The following is a 16211-nucleotide window of genomic DNA, read 5'->3' on the forward strand; positions in this document are numbered from 1 at the left end:
ACTGCCGATTCAACCTTCGGAGGTGGAAGAAAAACAGTCGGAGGCACTTTGAAAAGTATTTTCACTGAATAAAAGGTCTGCACTAAAACACTGAGCCTCCCATATTCCTTGCTTCCGGGTGCTGCCACCAGCCTTTCCGCAACTTCTTTCTGAAACATTCCAACCACTTCAGGAACTATTTGCCTGTTTTCAAGGATTTTAATCAAAATCTGACTTGAGATGTTGTAGGGAAAATTTCCTATAATGCCTGTCTGATCCGTAAAAATTTTCTGAAAGTCAACTGAAAGAAAATCAACATTTAATATTTTAGTTTCCGGAAAAGTTTGCTGAAGAGAGGGAATCAGATCGTTGTCAATTTCAATAAGCCAGAGCGCATCAGCATATTTTTGGTGCAGAAAACGGGTCAGACTTCCGTTTCCGGGACCTATTTCAATAAGGTTCTGATACACCTTATTAATATTAATCAGGCTATCGGCAATCTTTCGGGCAATGTTGGCATCGGCCAGAAAATGCTGTCCATATCTTTTTTTGGCAAAAACCACTAAACAACAATCAAATTTTCAAGAGGCAAAATTCGTCTTTTTCAGCCTCACTTGATGAAACTGATGGTTGTGTGTCCGGGATTTTTTTCAGAAAGCTTGATTTTTAATAATTTAGGCAAAGGTCCTTCTTTTGGTATCTCTAAGTTCAGATAGCTTTAAAACTGTATTTTTGCCGGAAAAAAAATGTTACCCAAACTGTCAATCAATAAAATTTTAAAGCCAGACATTCCGACACTGGCCGTCATTAAGAAAGAAGAAGCTGAATCATTCATCTTGGCCAATAAAGCCGGTCTGTCTGCTGAAGAACTGAATCAGGTCAAATGGCATGCTGAGAAAGACATTGATTTGTTCAGGATTTTTCGTCACGGTGCCGACATTTTTATTCATCTGATTAAGGACAAACCATCTCAGGGAACTAACTTTTCCGAGGTTTTTCGTACCCAGGGTGCGCTTATGTACAGGTCGCTTGGAAAATACAAATATGAATCCCTTCAGATTTACGTTGAAGCAGAAGAAGATTTGAAAAGCGCTTATCTGGAAGGATTTTTACTCAATTCCTACCAGTTCAGCAAATTTAAAACTGACCCGCAAAGCCATCAGTATCAGGCAATTCAGATAATTGCGGATAAATCATTCGAAAAAGTCATTGAAAAACAAAAGATAATCATTGAATCCATCTTCATGGTCAGAGACTGGATAAATGAGCCGGGTTCAGAGCTGACCGCAGTTGAATTGGGTAAAAGGATAGAAGAGTTGGGTAAAAAAAGCGGCTTTACAGCAGAGGTATGGCAAAAATCAAAAATTAAGTCGCTGAAAATGAACGGTTTACTGGGAGTCAACAGAGGAAGTAAAAATCCACCTACCTTTTCTGTGCTTGAATGGAAGCCTGAGAATGCAGTAAATAAAAAACCCCTCATCCTCGTTGGAAAAGGAGTTGTTTTCGATACCGGAGGATTGTCGTTAAAACCAACACCCAACTCGATGGACTACATGAAAAGCGACATGAGCGGTGCTGCCATAGTTGCCGGAGTGTTTCAGGCTGTCTCTCAGCTTAAAATTCCTGTTCACCTCATCGGACTTATCCCTGCCACCGACAACCGACCGGGTGAAGATGCCATCCTACCGGGTGATATAATCAAAATGTATGACGGAACAACCGTTGAAGTTCTCAACACAGATGCGGAAGGAAGACTGATACTTGCCGATGCACTGGCTTATGCCAAAAACTATCAGCCCGATCTCGTCATTGACCTCGCCACGCTTACGGGTGCAGCCTCAGTAGCTATCGGGAAATATGGAATGGTAGCCTTTTTTAAAACCGGTGAAGAAATAAAACAATCATTCATCCGTGCCTCTGATGAAACTTCTGAGAGATTTGTCGAATTTCCACTCTGGGACGACTATGCCGAACTCATCAAATCTGATATTGCTGAGATTAAAAATACAGGCGGACGGGATGCCGGTGCTATCACAGCTGCCAAGTTTCTTGAAAAATTCACTGACTACCCATGGATACATTTTGACATTGCCGGGGTTTCATTTGCCCATCAGGAATACAAATATTATCCAAAAGGCGGAACGGCAATAGGTTTACGTTTGATAATCAATTATTTAATTCAAAATTACAGTACAAAATGACAGATACAATCAAAAAGGAAAAGCCGGTAATTGCCATTTCCATAGGAGATATCAACGGCATAGGACCGGAAGTGGTTTTCAAAACTTTTTCCGACAAAAGAATTTATAATTTTGTTACTCCCCTGCTCTATTGTTGCAAAAACCTCATCAGTTACTATGCAAACATTATCGATTTGTCGGAGCTTGAATATGAAAATGTTAAAAATCCTAAAAAGCTTAACCCTGATAAACTGAACCTGTTTTGCAACTGGCAAAACGAAGTGGATTCTGTCATCCATCTTGGAGTTCCGACAGAAACATCGGGAAAATATGCCTTAAAGTCGTTGCAGGCGGCTATGTTTGCCATCAAAAACAATCTGGCCGATGCCCTCGTTACCGCACCCATCAACAAAAAAAATATACAGTCCGATGAATTTCATTTTCCAGGCCATTCAGAATATCTGATGAAAGAATCCGGTGCCTCCGACTACCTGATGCTGATGGTTTCAGAAGAGATGAAAGTCGGACTCGTTACGGCTCACCTTCCTCTCCGCAAGGTATCTGAAACACTTAGTATTGAGTTAATTACGAAAAAAATAAAGATACTTAACCAAACCCTAAAAGTTGACTTTGCCATCACTCAACCCAAAATTGCCGTGTTGGGTTTAAATCCCCATGCCGGAGATGGCGGACTTTTGGGTGATGAAGAAGAAAACATTATCATTCCGGCCATCAAAAACACCTTTGATGAAGGCATGAATGTATTCGGGCCTTTCGGAGCAGATGGCTTTTTCGGAAGTCGCGATTATCTGAAATATGATGCTGTTTTAGCCATGTATCACGATCAGGGTCTGACCCCCTTCAAAACAGCCATGTTCGACAATGGTGTGAATTATACTGCCGGATTACCCATTGTCAGAACCTCACCTGCCCATGGCACTGCCTATCAGTTGGCAGGCAAAGGAATTGCCAATGAAAACAGTTTTCGCGAGAGCATCTTTCTGGCCCTCAACATCCTGAAAAACAGAGCTGAATATCAGGAACTTTCCAAAAATCCTTTACAAACACGTATCGTCAGGGAAAAAGAAAAAGAAGTCGAAGAAGATTAATTTTTCCTTGTTTTGTTTGTTTATCTACCTTTGCACTTCAATAAAAACCTAAAAATTTTTGAATTGAAGGAGAAAAGCTTTTATAAAAACTATGATATTCGCTTTGCCGGAATAGGATTCGGTGAACATCATTTTGCTTTTGACCTCAATTCTGCTTTTCTGAAACACTACGATCCTGAATTTGAAGACGACATCAGCATTCAGCTTGATTTTACCATTAATAAAGTTTCCGAAGTCTTTTTTGAACTTGGATTTTTATTTAACGGTCATCTGAACTGTTATTGCGACAGATGCCTGAATAAAATCGACTATCCCTTTCACTCCAACCATAAAATGTTTCTCAAGGTAGGACATTCTTCATCCAAAGCTCCTGAAGATGAGGATATCATTTATGCCGGTCCTTATGATTATACCATCAATATAGCCGACAACATTCACGACTTTGTACTTTTTCAGATTCCGGTCAGGAAAACCTGCGATATGGTAGGAGATAAATGCGATCCTGAGATGATTAAAAAACTTGAAGAATTTACAATTTCATCGGAAAAAAAATCACAGTCAATTGATTACGAAAATAATGAATTAAATTAATAAACTTTTAAAATAAACTAAAATGCCACATCCGAAGCGAAAACATTCAAAAACAAGAAGAGATAAAAGAAGGACACATGACCATGCCCAGATGCCAACATTATCCACCTGTCCGACCACAGGAGAAACCCATCTCCGCCACAGAGCATACTGGTCAGAAGACAAGTTGTACTACAAGGGAAAGGTTGTTCTCGAAAAATCAACCAAATAACACATTCTGAGCCAATGCGCATCGGCCTTGATCTGATGGGGGGCGACCATGCACCTTTGACTAATCTTCAAGGTGCTTATCAGTTTATTCAGGAATCTGATAAGGATTATCAACTGGTTTTAATCGGTGATCTTCCGGCAATTAAGCAACAATTTCCTGGCCTCCACCAATCTCTTTCAGAATCAGAAAAGGTTGAATTTGTTCATGCTTCCGAAGTTATTGGCATGAGTGAATCACCCACAAAATCATTTTCAAGAAAACCTGATTCAACCATCACCAAAGGTTTTAAATTTCTTGAAAAGGGAGAGATTGATGCTTTTGCCAGTGCCGGCAACACCGGTGCCATGATGGTGGGTGCTTTTTATGCTGCAAAACCTCTTGAAGGGGTAATTCGTCCTGCCATTTCAACCATCATCCCGAAAAAAAACAATAAAACAGGTATTTTGCTTGATGTTGGCGTCAATCCTGATTGCAAAGATGATGTGTTGTATCAGTTTGGCATTCTTGGCTCAGCTTATCTTCAAACCATTTATCATATCGAAAATCCCAAAGTCGGGCTGCTTAACATCGGTTCAGAAAAAGAAAAAGGTAACCTCGTCACCCAGTCAGCTTACCGCCTGATGGAAGAAAACAATTCAGTCAATTTCATAGGCAATGTTGAAGGATACGATATTTTTACTGACAAAGCCGATGTGATTGTTTGTGACGGATTTACAGGTAATATTCTTTTAAAAACCATTGAAGGCTTTTACCGTCTTCTGAAATACCGGCAGATAAAAGACGAGTATTTTGAAACCTTCAATTATGAAAATTACGGAGGCACTCCGGTATTGGGAATCAGCAAGATTGTCATGGTTGCACATGGCATGTCTTCTCCTTTTGCTATTAAAAATATGTTGGCTCAGACAATTTCAATTTATCAAAACAAGCTCATTGAAAAAATAGCAGAAAGTTTTAAAAAAATTCTTAAATTTTAGACATGGCTAAGATAAGAGCAGCTATTACCGGAATAAACGGATGGGTACCTCCTGATGTACTTACCAATGCTGATCTTGAAAAAATGGTTGACACCACTGATGAATGGATCGTCACTCGGACAGGCATACGAGAAAGACATATTCTTAAAGGCGAAGGACAAGGCACATCAGTTTTGGGCGCAAATGCAGTTAAAGGACTGCTCGAAAAAACAAGGACAAAACCCGAAGAAGTTGAATTGCTGATATGTTCGACCGTTTCACCCGATATGCTTTATCCGGCCACAGCCAATATTATCAGTGAAAAAACCGGAATTAAAAACGCCTTCAGCTTTGATATGAACGCTGCCTGTTGCGGATTTTTGTTTGCTCTTGTTACTGCTTCCAAATACATTGAATCCGGGGCATTAAAAAAAATAATCGTGGTGGGTGCCGATAAAATGAGCTATCTGGTCGATTATACTAACCGCGAAACCTGTATTCTTTTCGGAGACGGAGCTGGTGCTGTTTTGCTGGAACCAGCTGAAGATGGTCTCGGAATCATCGACAGTATTTGCCACACCGATGGCTCTGGCATGCCATATCTCCATCAAAAAGCCGGAGGATCGGCTCTTCCTGCTTCTCACGAAACCATTGATCAGAGACTCCATTACGTTCATCAGGAAGGGCAAACGGTTTTCAAATTTGCCGTAAAAGGCATGGCAGATGTCTCTTACGACATCATGCAGAAAAACAACCTGAAAGCCGAAGATATTGCTTATCTGGTACCCCATCAGGCCAATCTGAGAATCATAGATGCTACTGCACGAAGAATGGGCATCGATCAGTCGAAAGTAATGATCAATATTGACCATTTCGGAAATACCACGAATGGTACCATTCCCCTTTGTCTCTGGGAGTGGGAAAACAAATTGCATAAAGGAGACAACCTGATACTTGCTGCCTTCGGAGGTGGCTTTACCTGGGGCTCTGTTTATTTAAAATGGGCTTATAACGCTGATGAAAGATAATTTTAACATTTTTTAATGGATATTTATGGCAACTACTGCAGATTTTAAAATCGGATTATGTATTGAATTTAATAATGAACTTTATCAAATTGTTGATTTTCAACATGTTAAACCAGGGAAAGGGCCTGCTTTTGTCCGTACCAAACTGAAGGGAATTCCATCAGGGAAAGTGATAGACAATACTTTTACTTCAGGCGTTAAAATTACGACTGCCAAAGTGGTTTATCATCCTTTCCAGTTTTTATATCAGGATGAATCCGGATATGTATTCATGAATACAGAGACTTTTGAACAGGTTACACTTCCTGAAGAAATGGTTGAAAATCATGATTTAATCAAGGAAGGACAGGAATTAGGCATCTATTACCACGAAGAAACCGAAACACCTCTTTATTGCGAACTCCCTGCTTTTATCGAACTGGCAGTAACCTATACCGAACCGGGTGTCAAAGGAGATACAGCTACCAATACGCTTAAACCCGCCACCCTCGAAACGGGCGCTGAAATAATGGTTCCTCTTTTTGTCAACACTGATGATGTCATCAGGATTGATACCCGTACACGTACCTATGTTGAAAGGGTAAAAAAATGATGACAATCAGGCTGTTAAGAGGCATTCATTCCTTTTCCCTGTTTCAAAAAAATATTTTTCTTCACCACGATGTGAATTATTAATTATTTATACCTTTGCACTCTCAATTGAAATAAGAAATTTTAAAAATTTTGAATAAGTGGACACTTTAAGTTATAGAACGGTATTTGTAAACAAGGCCACTGTCAGCCGTAAATGGTATCTGGTCGATGCCGAAGGTGAGGTTTTGGGACGCCTGAGTTCAAAAGTTGCCAAAATCCTCATGGGAAAAAATAAACCAGATTATACTCCCCACTTTAATTCCGGAGATAAAGTAGTGATTGTCAATGCAGAAAAAGTAAGGCTCACCGGAAAGAAAATGACAGATAAACTGTATGTCAGGCATACGGGTTATCCGGGAGGGCAAAAATTCAGAACACCATTAGATATCTTACATCGCAAACCAGAAGATTTAATCCTGCATGCTGTAAAAGGAATGCTCCCCAAAAACAGACTTCAGAAACAATACCTGAAAAATCTGCACGTTTACACTGGTCCACAACATCCTCATATCGCACAAAACCCGGTTAAATTAGAAATATAATAATTGAAAATGGAATATATTCATGCAGTAGGAAGAAGAAAAACATCCGTATCAAGAGTTTTTCTGAAAAAAGGCGAAGGAAACATTAAAGTCAACGACTCCGATTACAAAGAATATTTTAAGACCATCTTCCTTCAGTCATCAATTGAAGAACCCTTCAAGCTCAGCGGGACTGCCGGACAGTATGATGTGATGGTCAATGTTTACGGAGGAGGTACTACAGGCCAGGCCGAAGCTACCCGCTTAGCCATTTCGAGGGCTCTCATACAGATTAACGAAGAATTTAAAGATGTTTTAAAAAGCCACGGTTTATTAAAACGTGATCCGAGAATGGTTGAGCGTAAAAAACCTGGTTTCCCTAAAGCAAGAAAAAGATTTCAGTTCAGAAAGAGATAATGACGATAGTATGGAAATAAATTATGATTTAAACCAGTTTCTTGAAGCAGGTGTTCACATCGGGCACAACAGCAGTAAATGGAATCCCAAAATGGCTCCCTATATCTTTATGGAGCACAATGGCGTTCATTTAATTGACATCAAAAAAACAATATCAAAACTTCAGGTAGCCTGTAATGCTGCAAAAAACATTTCACGTTCCGGCAGAAAAATTTTGTTTGTAGCCACTAAAAAACAGGCAAAAGAAATCATCGAACAGGCTGCAAAAAGAGTCAATATGCCTTACGTTACCGAAAGGTGGCTGGGAGGAATGCTCACTAACTTCAGCACGGTCAGAAAATCGATCAAAAAACTGAATTCGATTGAAACCATGTTTAAAGATGGCACTGTGCTGAACATGAACAAGAAAGAGCGTAACATGCTGATGCGTGAAAAAGAAAAACTCGAAAAAGTATTATCCGGAATTATCGAACAAAAACGTCTTCCTTCAGCATTGTTTATTATCGACATTAAAAAAGAACACATAGCCTTAGCTGAAGCAACCAAACTGAACCTCGCCACCTTTGCGCTTGTGGATACCAATTCCGACCCGACAAAAGTAGATTTCCCCATTCCCGGCAATGACGATGCTACCAAATCAATAGCCCTCATTACTGAATTATTTACCCAAGCCATAGAAGAAGGACTGAACGAAAGAAAATCAGTAAAAGAAGAAATCGAAAAAGAGGTAAAAGAAAAAAATACGGATGAATCTGCACCCCGTCCTCACAGACGCAGAAGAAACCAAAAATAGTTACAATAAATTCAAAAACAATATTTTATGACAATTAATAGTGCAGACGTGGTAAAGCTCCGCAAAGCCACAGGAGCCGGAATGATGGATTGTAAAGAAGCCCTCATGGCTACAAACGGCAATTTTGAAGAAGCCATTGATTATTTACGTAAAAAAGGACAAAAAGTTTCGGCTAAAAGAGCTGACCGTGATGCCACTGAAGGCGTTATTTGTGCAAAAATTTCTCCGGATGCTACATTTGGCCTCCTGGTAGAAGTGTGCTGCGAAACTGATTTTGTTGCTAAAAATGCTGATTTTATCGCTTTTGTCGATAAAATTGCTGAAACAGCACTTCAATACAGACCCAACAACATCGAAGAACTCAAATCACTTCCGGTCGGAAATTCTAAAGTTTCTGACCTCCTCAACGACCAACTGGCTAAAATCGGTGAAAAAATCGACATTACCAACTATAAAACTCTTTCCTCTGATCTGGTTGTCAGTTACATTCATAGCGGGAACAAAATTGGCGTCCTCACCGGCCTCAGCAAATCAGGGAAAGATGAATACATCACCTGCGGGAAAGATGTTTCCATGCAGATAGCAGCCATGAACCCCTATGCCATCGATCCTTCGGGAATCAGTCAGGAAGTCATCGACCGCGAAATGGCTATTGCTGTCGAACAAACACGACAGGAAGGCAAACCAGAAAATATGATTGAAAAAATTGCACAGGGCAAGCTTAATAAATTTTTCAAAGAAAACACCCTGCTCAGCCAGCCTTTTGTTAAAGACAACAGCAAAACCGTTGGCGATTATATCGCACAGGTTGATAAAGACTTAAAAATTACTGATTTTGTACGTATTGCTATAAATTCCTGATTTTTATAAATTTTCTCTCTATAAAGACAATACCCTTTATTTTTGCACAAATAAAGGGTATTATTTTTTTAACACAAAAGCATGAAATACAAAAGAGTATTGGTCAAACTCAGTGGAGAAGTTTTGGCTGGAAATCTGGATTTTGGTATCGATCAAAACATGCTGCTTCACTATGCAGATGAAATAGAAAAAGTAGTTCAGAAAGGTGTTCAGCTCGCCCTTGTGATCGGAGGAGGAAACATTTTTCGTGGGACAGAACTAATTGAGAATGAGATAATCAGTAAATCAAAGGCCGATCAGATGGGTATGCTCGCCACTTGTATTAATGCTATTGCCCTGTCGGAAGCTTTTTCAGGAAAAGGAATACGGAACAAGCATCTTTCTGCTTTCCATATCGGAAAAATGACCGAGGAATTCAATAATGATCATGCTATTGAATATCTTGAATCAGGATACGTATTGATTTTATCAGGAGGAACAGGAAATCCATTTTTCACGACCGATTCAGCAGCAGCTCTGCGTGCAGCTGAGCTTAAAGTGGATATTTTACTGAAAGGGACCAAGGTGGATGGTGTTTATTCGGATGATCCGGCCAAAAACAAATATGCTACCCGCTATACTTCCCTCAGTTTTAACGAAACCATTCAGAAAAACCTGAAAATAATGGATACTGCTGCCTTTGCCATTTGCAAGGAAAACAAAATACCTGTCATTGTCTATAATACCAATGAAAAAGGGAACCTCCTGAAAATAATACAGGGAGAAGAAAACATTGGAACTATTATTTCTTAGAAAAGTTCTAAATTTGCACACATTCACTAACGTTAAAATTTCTAAAAATGCCATATTTTTTTACTTCAGAATCCGTTTCGGAAGGACACCCCGATAAGGTGGCCGACCAGATATCAGATGCCTTACTTGATGAATTTCTTCGATTTGATCCTGAATCAAAAGTAGCCTGTGAAACATTTGTTACTACCGGTCTGGTAGTGGTAGGCGGAGAAGTCAGAACTCGCGGATATGTTGAAATTCAGGATGTTGTAAGAAAGACCATCCATGAAATCGGTTATACCAAAGCTGAATATATGTTCGATTCCGCATCCTGTGGAGTCGTCAGTGCCATTCATGCCCAAAGCGATGACATCTACATGGGTGTTGATCGTGGAAACATTGAGAATCAAGGTGCTGGCGACCAGGGAATGATGTTTGGCTATGCTTGTCGCGAAATGGATAACTACATGCCCGTTGCCGTTGAGCTTGCCCACATGCTTGTTCAGGAACTGGCAGCCATCAGAAAAGAGGGGCGTAAAATGAAATACCTCAGACCCGATTCAAAATCTCAGGTAACTATCGAATACAGCGATAATCATAAGCCCTTGCGTGTACATACCATTGTGGTTTCTACCCAGCATGATGAATTTGATACCACAGAAAAAATGCATCAGCGTATAACCCAGGATGTCAGAAATATTTTGATCCCAAGAGTTAAAAAACTTTGCCCTCCGCGTGTCAAAAGACTTTTTAAGGAAGACTTCATTTTACATGTCAACCCCACCGGAAAGTTTATTATCGGTGGTCCTCACGGGGATACCGGACTTACCGGAAGAAAAATCATTGTTGATACCTACGGTGGAAAAGGAGCTCATGGTGGAGGTGCTTTTTCGGGAAAAGATTCCTCAAAAGTTGACCGGTCTGCTGCCTATGCCTGCCGCCATATTGCCAAAAACATGGTCGCTGCAGGTATTGCTGATGAAATTCTCATTCAGGTGGCCTATGCTATCGGTATCGCTCAACCCGTTGGTCTTTTTGTCAACACCTATGGTACCTGTAAAATTAAAAACAGTCAGGGGAAAAAACTCAGCGACAGCGAACTGGCCGAAAGAGTGGCAAAAATTTTTGACCTTCGCCCGGGCGCTATCGTCAAAAGATTTGGACTAAAACTGCCCATTTTTCAGCCTACAGCCAGTTATGGACATTTCGGCAGAGATGTTTACGAAAAAGAAGTGGAAGTATATTACGACCCGAAAGACCCCAAACCTAATTGCAATGGTAGAAAATATCAGATTAAAGCTAAGTTTTTCCCATGGGAAGAACTTGATTACGTTGATAAGCTGAAAAAAGAATTTAACCTGTAAAATATTTTCCGTATTGTAAGATTCCTTTAATTTCGCATCAAAATTTATAGCCATGATAATCCCTGAAGATTTAAAATTTACCAAAGACCACGAATGGATTCGTGTGGAAGGAACTGAAGCTTATGTAGGAATTACAGATTTTGCTCAGAAAGAGTTAGGAGATATCGTTTATATCGAAATTGAAACTGTTGGCGATAAACTCTCCAAAGGAGATGCATTCGGAACCATCGAAGCCGTAAAAACCGTTTCAGATATGTATATGCCCGCATCAGGCCATATTCTTGAAAAAAATCCTGAAATTGACGATTCTCCTGAGCTGGTTAATAAAGACCCTTATGGTAAAGGATGGATGATTAAAATAACCTTGTCGGATCCGGCAGAGCTGAACGATTTGCTTAGCCCCGAAGAATATGCAAAACTGATTGAAGAATAAACATAAGTTTATCAGATTTTTAATAACTGGCTTCCCTTTTTTTTGGGCCCTTTTAATTGCTTTTTTATCGCTCATGCCTGAAAGTGTTGCTGAAAAGTGGTGGTTCGATTTTTTTATTCCTGCTGACAAAATTGCCCATTTCATCATTTATTTTGTCTTTACTTTCTCAATAATTTTAGCCATTAATTTTGAAAATCTCCGTTTTAGTTTACCTTTGCAGATAACTGCAGTTGCGGTTATTTCAATTTTATACGGAATTCTAATGGAAATACTTCAAAAGACAGCAGCAATAGGCAGAAGTGCTAATTTAAGCGATGTTTTAGCCGATTCAACAGGAGTATTTGCAGGAATTTTGCTCTTTTTTGTTTTAAGAAAAAATCTTTTAATCATTAAAAACCTATGAAACCGAAAAAGACTGAAAAGGCTGATGTGGATAAAAAATCCGGCCTTTATTTTCGTATAGGTCTGGCCATTTCTCTGGCTCTGTCAATTCTTGCCTTTGAGTGGACGCAGTATGATAAAACAACTGTTGACCTTTCAAGCAATCTGGTACTTGACGAAGAAGAAGAAGTAGCCGACATCACCAAACAGGATCAACCTCCACCTCAGGCCCCGCCACCGGCTGCACCTCCTGAAATCGAAATCGTTGAAGATAATGTCAAAGTTGATAATACGAACCAGTTACAGGATGTTGAAGCCAATGAACAACAGGCCATTGAAATCCCTGTCTTACAGGAAGAAAAGGAAACTGTGGTGGAAGAAGAAATTTTCTTTGTTGTGGAAGATATGCCCACTTTTCCTGGCGGAGAAGTTGCCCTTCAAAAATATCTTAAAGACAATATCCGCTATCCTGAAATTGAAAGGGACAATGGTATCCAGGGCCTTGTGGTTGTTTCCTTTGTCGTTGAAAAAGACGGAAGCGTCAATAAAGTTGAAATTTTAAAAGGCGTTACGCCAAATATCAACGATGAAGCCATCAGGGTTATTAAAGCCATGCCAAAATGGTCACCCGGAAAACAAAGAGGAAAACCGGTCAGGGTCACCATCAATGTGCCTATCAGGTTTACTCTCCAGTAAATATTTGTTAAAATAAAAACTTAAAAGCCGGCAAATTCCCCTGCCGGTTTTTTTTTGCCTTTACCTTTCTTTTTTCTCAATATTCAACCTCACTACTCATTTCTTTTTAACTTTCAGATATTCTCAGCTGAATTTATGGAATGTTGCCATAACTTGCATCATAACATTAACATTCTAAAATTAAAAGCCATGAAACCGAAAAAATCAAAACATGCAGATGAAGAAAGGATGAGAGGTATTTTTTTCAAGTTAGGATTAATCTGTTCAATGACGGTGGTCATTTTAGCCTTTACCTGGTCTTCCAGAGACAGTAAAGACATTTCACTACAGAACAATTTCAACTATGCTGAAGCTGAAGAAATTACGGATGTAACATGGCAAAAGCCTCAGAAACCTTTGGTAATCAACAATCCGGTCCTAAAAATTGTCAGCCGGACCGTGCCTTTCGACAGCAATTTGCAGAACCTGTTCAGGGTGGATGTTAAGCCAACAGACTCAATTGTTTTTGATTTCCCGGAAGATACTGCTGAAGTCGATTACGACCCTTATGGATTTATTCCATTGGAAAAAAGGCCTGAATTCCCGGGTGGTGAAATTGAACTTGCCAGATTTTTAAAAGCCAATATCGTTTATCCTGAGCCTGAAAGAAGTTATGATGTTCAGGGAGTAGTGGTCGTGGCCTTTGTGGTTGAAAAAGATGGCTCTTTATCAGATATTCACGTTGTTAAATCTGTTTCACCAAATATTGACCATGAAGCAGTAAGGGTAGTCAGCAAAATGCCACGCTGGACACCCGGTATCCAAAGAGACAAGCCTGTCAAAGCAGGATTTCATCTGCCCATCAGGTTTACTATTGTGCATTAATTGCTAAAAACTTCATAACCTCAATTTGATTTTATTTCAGATAAGCATTTTTCCCCCTTAACTTATTCATTTTCTGACTCTTTTCTGCTATCTCTTTTATTTCGCAAAATATTTTCCTTCAGATTCCGTTTTATTTTCGTTTTTTTGCAACTCTTTTTACTACATAAACAAGTCTTTTCAACTTAAATACATAACGAGAATGAATAAAATCAGGCTTTTTGCCTCACTTTTTTTTGCCATAGTTTTTATATTGCTGTTGCTCACGCTGTTTATCAGGCCTTTTGCTCCCAAAGAAATAAAAACCGGCAAAGCAGAAGACACATTGGTTGTTGTTCCCCAATACCTATATGGGTTTAATCTGGATTCTTTTCAGGTAGATAGTGGAATTATTGCGAAAAACACCTCCTTTTCCGACATTATGAAATCTTTCTCATATCCTCAAAATCAGATAAATGAGTTGGAAGACAGTGCTTTAAATGTATTTCCGCTGAGAAAATTCAAGGCAGGGAACAGGTATTTTGTTTTTTTATCAAAAGACAGTATCAGAAAAGCTGAATATTTTGTTTATGAAGAAAATCCCATCTTTTATGTATTGATGAAACTCCAATATCCTTTGAAGGTCAGCAGATTACAAAAAGAAGTTGATACTATTATCCGAACAATGGGAGGGGTTGTGATGAATTCACTGTGGCAAGACATGACTGCATACGGAGCTGTTCCGTCCCTTATCAATGCTCTTTCCGAAGTTTTTGAATGGGATATTGATTTTTTCAGGATTCAGAAAAATGACAAATTCCGGATTATTTATGAGGAAGTCAAGGTGGAAAACAAGGTGGTAAGCATTGGCAGAATAATATCGGCATGGTTTGAACATGAAGGAAATGCATATTATGCCATTCCTTTTGAGCAAAGTGGCCGTAAAGATTTTTTCGACAAAGACGGGAAAAACCTGAGAAAGATGTTCTTAAAAGCGCCATTAAAATTCAGCCGAATCAGTTCAGGATTCAGCAATGCCCGTTTTCATCCCATACTTCACCGTTACCGCCCACATCATGGGATTGATTATGCAGCAAGAGCGGGAACACCCGTCAGCACCATCGGTGACGGAACGGTTGTTTTTGCAGGGTATCAGGGTGGAGGAGGCAATACGGTGAAAATAAGACACAATGCAACTTATACTTCTGCTTATCTTCATCTTTCCCAGTTTGCAAAGGGCATCCGGAAAGGAGCAAAGGTGAAACAAGGCGAAACAATAGGATATGTCGGTTCAACGGGACTTAGCACAGGAGCACATCTCGATTTCAGGATTTGGAAAAATGGTGTTCCCATTAACCCGTTAAATCTGAAAAGTCCCCCCGTTGAATCAGTTTCAGCGGAAAATATGCCTGAATTTATTAAAATCAGGGATCAATATATTCATGAACTCGACAAAATCAAAATAGAACCGCCCGCTGAAAAAGAAAAATAACCCTGAACTTTACCTTACCCCAAAAATTCTATTTTCATTTTAAGTGCTTAAAATATCTTACCAGACAGAACACTGAATGATACCTTAATGAAATTTAGTTTAGTCTATCAAGAAGCTGAAAAATTATTAACCACCAGGACACCAAGTCACGAAGAAAATATTTATAAAACTTTGTGTCACCGTGCCCCCGTGGTCAAATCACCTCCGTGCTCCTCTGTGATCTCTGTGGTGAAAAAATCCGTGCCTCCATGGTCAAAAACCATTAACCACAAAGACACCAAGTCACCAAGAAAATATTTATAAAACTTTGTGTCTCCGTGCCTCCGTGGTGAAATTACCTCCGTGCTACTCTGTGATCTCTGTGGTGAAAAATCTCCGTGCTCCTCTGTGATCTCTGTGGTGAAAAATCTCCGTGCTCCTCTGTGATCTCTGTGGTGAAAAATCTCTGTGAGACTCCGTGTCCTCTGTGGTGAAAAATCTCTGTGAGACTCCGTGTCCTCTGTGGTGAAAAAATCCGTGCCTCCATGGTCAAAAACCATTAACCACAAAGACACCAAGTCACCAAGAAAATATTTATAAAACTTTGTGTCTCCGTACCTCCGTGGTCAAATCACCTCCGTGCTCCTCCGTGTCCTCTGTGGTGAAAAATCTCTGTGCTACTCTGTGTCCTCTGTGGTGAAAAAATCCGTGCCTCCATGGTCAAAAACCATTAACCACAAAGACACCAAGTCACCAAGAAAATATTTACAAAACTTTGTGTCTCCGTGCCTCCGTGGTCAAATCACCTCTGTGCTCCTCCGTGTCCTCTGTGGTAAAAAAATCCGTGCCTCCGTGGTGAAATTACCTCCGTGGTGAAAAAATCCTATAATATTCGTTCAGGATTAATGGTAAACCTATATGGCAGTCTCGCATCTTCCCCGGCATACTCCACCCCGATTCGGCTATTGACTTCAAT

Annotated in this window: 19 protein-coding genes; 18 read left to right on the forward strand and 1 reads right to left on the reverse strand. The window is 39.8% G+C overall.

Annotated elements, in window-relative coordinates; genetic code table 11:
• Positions 1 to 542 (reverse strand): ribosomal RNA small subunit methyltransferase A (gene rsmA / locus GX437_08440; protein NLJ07682.1); only part of this gene is annotated, 542 nt, incomplete at its 3' end.
• Positions 543 to 725: 183 nt separating this feature from the next.
• Here rsmA and GX437_08445 point away from each other — a divergent pair.
• From GX437_08445 to GX437_08530, 18 genes are all read left to right on the forward strand, one after another.
• On the forward strand, positions 726 to 2180 hold the full coding sequence (locus GX437_08445) for a leucyl aminopeptidase (protein ID NLJ07683.1): 1455 nt from the start codon (positions 726 to 728) through the stop codon (positions 2178 to 2180).
• Positions 2177 to 3268 (forward strand): 4-hydroxythreonine-4-phosphate dehydrogenase PdxA, encoded by a 1092-nt coding sequence (gene pdxA / locus GX437_08450; GenBank protein ID NLJ07684.1) that lies wholly within the window; start codon positions 2177 to 2179, stop codon positions 3266 to 3268. Before GX437_08445 ends, pdxA begins: the two co-directional genes overlap by 4 nt.
• Before the next feature lie 63 nt (positions 3269 to 3331).
• The gene (locus GX437_08455) at positions 3332 to 3859 is read left to right on the forward strand and encodes a DUF177 domain-containing protein (protein ID NLJ07685.1); all 528 of its coding nucleotides are present in this window, start codon (positions 3332 to 3334) and stop codon (positions 3857 to 3859) included.
• Between the two features lie 22 nt (positions 3860 to 3881).
• Entirely contained in the window at positions 3882 to 4070 is a 189-nt protein-coding gene (rpmF, locus tag GX437_08460) for a 50S ribosomal protein L32 (GenBank protein ID NLJ07686.1), read from the forward strand.
• 14 nt (positions 4071 to 4084) lie between these two features.
• The gene (plsX, locus tag GX437_08465; GenBank protein NLJ07687.1) at positions 4085 to 5047 is read left to right on the forward strand and encodes a phosphate acyltransferase PlsX; all 963 of its coding nucleotides are present in this window, start codon (positions 4085 to 4087) and stop codon (positions 5045 to 5047) included.
• A 2-nt stretch (positions 5048 to 5049) separates the two neighbouring features.
• A complete protein-coding gene (locus tag GX437_08470; GenBank protein NLJ07688.1) occupies positions 5050 to 6054 on the forward strand; it encodes a ketoacyl-ACP synthase III in 1005 nt (334 codons plus the stop codon).
• A gap of 25 nt (positions 6055 to 6079) precedes the next feature.
• The gene (gene efp / locus GX437_08475; protein ID NLJ07689.1) at positions 6080 to 6646 is read left to right on the forward strand and encodes an elongation factor P; all 567 of its coding nucleotides are present in this window, start codon (positions 6080 to 6082) and stop codon (positions 6644 to 6646) included.
• A 139-nt stretch (positions 6647 to 6785) separates the two neighbouring features.
• Entirely contained in the window at positions 6786 to 7229 is a 444-nt protein-coding gene (gene rplM, locus GX437_08480) for a 50S ribosomal protein L13 (GenBank protein NLJ07690.1), read from the forward strand.
• A gap of 9 nt (positions 7230 to 7238) precedes the next feature.
• Positions 7239 to 7625 carry a 30S ribosomal protein S9 gene (gene rpsI / locus GX437_08485; GenBank protein ID NLJ07691.1) on the forward strand — a complete coding sequence of 129 codons (387 nt, stop codon included), beginning with the start codon at positions 7239 to 7241 and terminating at the stop codon, positions 7623 to 7625.
• Between the two features lie 10 nt (positions 7626 to 7635).
• Positions 7636 to 8418, forward strand: coding sequence for a 30S ribosomal protein S2 (gene rpsB, locus GX437_08490; protein ID NLJ07692.1), 783 nt, complete (start codon positions 7636 to 7638; stop codon positions 8416 to 8418).
• A gap of 27 nt (positions 8419 to 8445) precedes the next feature.
• The gene (locus tag GX437_08495) at positions 8446 to 9279 is read left to right on the forward strand and encodes an elongation factor Ts (protein ID NLJ07693.1); all 834 of its coding nucleotides are present in this window, start codon (positions 8446 to 8448) and stop codon (positions 9277 to 9279) included.
• An 81-nt stretch (positions 9280 to 9360) separates the two neighbouring features.
• Positions 9361 to 10071 carry a UMP kinase gene (locus tag GX437_08500; protein NLJ07694.1) on the forward strand — a complete coding sequence of 237 codons (711 nt, stop codon included), beginning with the start codon at positions 9361 to 9363 and terminating at the stop codon, positions 10069 to 10071.
• 47 nt (positions 10072 to 10118) lie between these two features.
• Positions 10119 to 11414, forward strand: coding sequence for a methionine adenosyltransferase (locus GX437_08505; GenBank protein ID NLJ07695.1), 1296 nt, complete (start codon positions 10119 to 10121; stop codon positions 11412 to 11414).
• A 52-nt stretch (positions 11415 to 11466) separates the two neighbouring features.
• Entirely contained in the window at positions 11467 to 11847 is a 381-nt protein-coding gene (gene gcvH, locus GX437_08510) for a glycine cleavage system protein GcvH (GenBank protein NLJ07696.1), read from the forward strand.
• Positions 11837 to 12250: a VanZ family protein gene (gene vanZ / locus GX437_08515; GenBank protein ID NLJ07697.1), complete on the forward strand. Its 414-nt coding sequence runs from the start codon at positions 11837 to 11839 to the stop codon at positions 12248 to 12250. Before gcvH ends, vanZ begins: the two co-directional genes overlap by 11 nt.
• A complete protein-coding gene (locus tag GX437_08520) occupies positions 12247 to 12924 on the forward strand; it encodes an energy transducer TonB (protein ID NLJ07698.1) in 678 nt (225 codons plus the stop codon). Before vanZ ends, GX437_08520 begins: the two co-directional genes overlap by 4 nt.
• Before the next feature lie 189 nt (positions 12925 to 13113).
• A complete protein-coding gene (locus tag GX437_08525) occupies positions 13114 to 13788 on the forward strand; it encodes a TonB family protein (GenBank protein ID NLJ07699.1) in 675 nt (224 codons plus the stop codon).
• A gap of 199 nt (positions 13789 to 13987) precedes the next feature.
• On the forward strand, positions 13988 to 15256 hold the full coding sequence (locus tag GX437_08530; GenBank protein ID NLJ07700.1) for a peptidoglycan DD-metalloendopeptidase family protein: 1269 nt from the start codon (positions 13988 to 13990) through the stop codon (positions 15254 to 15256).
• Positions 15257 to 16211 lie beyond the last annotated feature (955 nt).

It is taken from the genome of Sphingobacteriales bacterium (assembly GCA_012517435.1).
Taxonomy (GTDB): domain Bacteria; phylum Bacteroidota; class Bacteroidia; order CAILMK01; family JAAYUY01; genus JAAYUY01.